This window comes from Terriglobales bacterium, from assembly GCA_035624475.1.
GTDB lineage: Bacteria > Acidobacteriota > Terriglobia > Terriglobales > Acidobacteriaceae > DASPRL01.
The window spans coordinates 1-3,345 of the sequence record DASPRL010000014.1 but is presented as its reverse complement, the minus strand read 5'-3'; the positions used below and the strand labels follow the sequence as shown (position 1 = coordinate 3,345).

5 protein-coding genes are annotated in these 3,345 nt (G+C 68.9%); 4 read left to right on the top strand and 1 reads right to left on the bottom strand.

From position 1 onward, the window contains the following. On the top strand, positions 1-513 hold a 513-nt coding region (locus VEG08_00900; protein HXZ26536.1), incomplete at its 5' end, for a hypothetical protein. 40 nt (positions 514-553) lie between these two features. On the opposite strand, the gene VEG08_00895 is transcribed toward VEG08_00900, so the two are convergent. Next, positions 554-1,501, bottom strand: a complete 948-nt coding sequence (locus tag VEG08_00895; protein ID HXZ26535.1) for a S1/P1 nuclease — start codon at positions 1,499-1,501, stop codon at positions 554-556. A gap of 164 nt (positions 1,502-1,665) precedes the next feature. Between VEG08_00895 and VEG08_00890 the strand changes: the two genes are divergently transcribed. From VEG08_00890 to VEG08_00880, 3 genes are all read left to right on the top strand, one after another. After that, entirely contained in the window at positions 1,666-1,977 is a 312-nt protein-coding gene (locus tag VEG08_00890) for a hypothetical protein (GenBank protein HXZ26534.1), read from the top strand. Between the two features lie 143 nt (positions 1,978-2,120). Further along, positions 2,121-2,438: a hypothetical protein gene (locus tag VEG08_00885; protein HXZ26533.1), complete on the top strand. Its 318-nt coding sequence runs from the start codon at positions 2,121-2,123 to the stop codon at positions 2,436-2,438. Between the two features lie 147 nt (positions 2,439-2,585). Next, positions 2,586-3,345, top strand: a 760-nt coding sequence (locus tag VEG08_00880; GenBank protein ID HXZ26532.1) for a L,D-transpeptidase family protein, incomplete at its 3' end; no start/stop codon positions are given.

Genomic DNA, 3,345 nt, shown 5'->3' with positions numbered 1-3,345 from the left:
GCCGGCTCGAAGGACCTGCCGCTGAACCGCGTGGCCGAGCACACGGTCGAGGACGTGGTGCGGGTGGAGACTCTGAAGCTCTTCGAGATCTCGTCGTTCTCGGCCGAACTGGGCTACCAGAAACCCAAGTTCGTGGTCCCCATGGTGGGCGAGCTGCCCATCATTGGGCCCTTCTTCCGCTTTCGTCGCGGGATCGACACAAGTTTCCACCGGAGCTTTGCGGTGGTGACGGCCTTCGTCGCTCCCACCGCGCGCGACCTGGCCGATAGCATCCGCTTCGACTATGACCGGCAGGTCACTCACGACACGGACCCGGCTAACGGCCTGCCGCGCACCACCCTGCGACTGCTGAATTCCGCCTCCGACCTGCCCGTCGATCAGGTGCAGGCCTTCCACCGCGCCGAAGTGGAGTGCACGGCCCGGCAGTTCTCCGGGAATTCCGCCCGCACACAGTTCTGCGGGGAGTTCCACACCAATCACAGTTTCACGTGGTTCGAGATAGGAGCAAAGTAAGGTGCCCTTGTTTCCATGAGCCGGGCGCTGGAGACAAGGGCTACGGCCAGAGCTGGTTGAGGAGCGCGGCCAGGCGGGTGCCGGCGCGCGCCAGTTGCCGGTCGATCACTGGCTTGGCCTGCTGGAAATAGGCAGGACCGATGCTCTCCTGGAGGCCGAGCATCCGCCGTCCCACCTGGTCATCGTCGCTGCAGCGGGTTATGGGCCGCGGCGCTTCCGCCGTCACCGCGTGCGGCAGCTTCCCATAAGCCACGCGCACGGCTGCGTCGTGACTCTCCCACGCCCAGGCCTCCAGGTCGGCGGGCTGGCGCTTCCACGCTGCGCTGTCCCGGGCGAAGCGGTGGCGCAGCCGGCGGGCAAAGGCGGGGAGGGCCTCGGCTCCAAGCGAGCGTTCGACCAGCTCCGTGTCCCACACTCCGTGCAGGTTGGGGCGGTAGTTGTCGCGGGCCAGTTCCTCCGGAGTGCTGCCCACCGGCTGCGGCATCGCCCCGAAGAAGGTGACCGGAACGCAATTGCCCCCTTGGTCGTTGTTGGTGGTGGCGTGCAGGGGCTGGTGCAGGTCCCCCACCAGGTGGATGAGGAAGCGCAGCGCCTCCGCTTGCTCAGCCGTGCCCGCCTGCGGCGAGCGCAGCACCTCCAGTTGGCGGCGGATGGCCTGCACGACGCAGGCCCTCTCCGTCGGACAGAAGGGGTTCAGATCGCCGGAGGCCATGCCCAGAGGGATGTTGATGAAGTGCCAGGGGCCGGTTTCCGGCCGGTGCTCCCGGATGTCGTCGGCCCAGGTGGAGCTATCGACGAAGTCTCCCAAGCCGGGGTTGGGACAATAGCGCGCCAGGGCGGGATCGATGGGAGAGCGGGCCAGCAGTTCGGCGGCGCGCTGGCGGGCGTGAGGTCCCATCTGTTGCCAAGCCAGCAAGGCCACAGTCTCGTGTCCCCGGCAGCCCCAGCCGAACATCCGCAGTGGCAGCAGGAGCAAGACCAGGACCATGCCTAGGATTGCCCTTGTCCTCGTCATAGAACCGCTTGGCCATACTACGCCCGCGCCCGGCCGGGACCAAAGGGACTTGTACCTCGGCTCGTCCCATCGGCCGATGGCCGACGCGAACTTGGGTAATCTGGCCCTGCAACGCCGGCAGGAGGAGAATGCAGGCCATGGCGACACTCCCCAAGTCGCACCCCGAGACCTGGCCCCAGGAGCGCTCCGGCTACGAAGACCGGCGCACCGTGGCCTACGCCCCCGGCGACACCACCCGCATCCAGGTCTTCAGGAACTGGACCGCCTGGGAGGCCCGCGTGGGCAGCCTGGTCCTTGCCCTGGGCCTGATCTGGGCGCTGCGCCTGCTCGGCTCCAACCCCGGCAACCTGAGCGCCTTGTGGCTGACCTCAGGCCCGCGGGAGACCGCGGCGCTCGGCCTGCTGGCCTGGCTGCACGCCAAGTGGCAGCGCTCAGTCACCCTGCGCTGAGGGCTGAGGCTGCCGGCGGACCCGCTTCACCTCCTCCTCTCCTGCCGCGCGGTGATTGTCGGCGCGGCGGAGCAACTTTCTCCCCCATCCGGGTTGAATGGGAGCAAGAAGGCCCAAGGGGCCTCCGGATCGGAGGAGAGTCTATGACACGTCTTCGCAGCAGCCTTGCTCTGGGAGTGCTGGCTCTGGTGTTGGGAGCGGCGCCGGCGGCGCTGGCCCAGCCCAACGACATCCATCAGGATCGGCGCGATCTGCGCCACGACCGCCGCGACATCCGCAGCGATAGCCGCGACATCCGTCACGACCGGGCCGCGTTACGCCACGACCTGAGGACCGGCAACACCGCCGGGGCTGCCGCCCAGCGCGCCGACCTGCGCCGCGACCGCAGGGACCGGCGCTCGGATGTCCGCGACGTGCGCGCCGACCGCCGCGATCTGCGCCGCGATCGCCACGGCCGCTAAGACCGGGTCCGGTTCTGCTCACGGCCAGGGCCGGCTGGCGGCCCTGGCCGGTGCTGTTTTTTTCGGGAAGCGCATTCCAGGACTGGCGCGCGCCTCCGCCTCCGGCTACACTTTGCTCCGCATCCGCCCCGGAGGAACCGAACCCAGGTGAAGAGCCTCGTCCGTTCCCTGTCCCTGTCCGTGCTTTTTCTCTGCTTCAGCATCCCCAGCGCCCTGGCCGGAGGGCCGCCGCAGGCCTCCCCGAGCCGCGACGTTCTGGACGGCTCGCGGCAGATCCTGGTGGTCACGACCCGCGAGTGGAGCGCGGACCAGGGCCGGCTGGAGCGCTATGAGCGCAAGGCCCCGGGCCGGCCCTGGACCAGGGTCGGCCAGCCCTTCACCGTGACGGTGGGGAAGAACGGCCTGGGCTGGGGCCTGGGCGTAGTGGCGGCGCCGGCCCAGAGCGGCGATCCCATCAAGAAAGAAGGCGACGGCAAGGCCCCCGCGGGCCTCTTCCGGCTGGGCACCGCGTTTGGCTACTCTCCCGGGAAGTACCCGGGCTCGAAGATGCCTTACCTGCCGCTTACGTCGAGCGTCGAGTGCCCCGACGACCCCGCCTCGTCGCAGTACAACACGCTGGTCGACCGCTCGCGAGCCAAGCCCGACTGGAACAGCTCCGAGCAGATGCTGCGTCCGGACACGCTCTATCAATGGGGCATCTTCGTGGAGCACAACACCGGCCCCGCGCGTCCGGGCGCCGGCTCCTGCATCTTCCTGCACATCTGGCGGGGCGAAGGGCGGCCCACCGTGGGCTGCACCGCCATGTCTCCCGAGCAGATGGAGGAGATGCTCTCCTGGCTCGATCCCGGCAAGAAGCCCCTGCTGGTGCAGTTGCCGGAGGCGGAATACCAGCGCCTGCAGGCCGCGT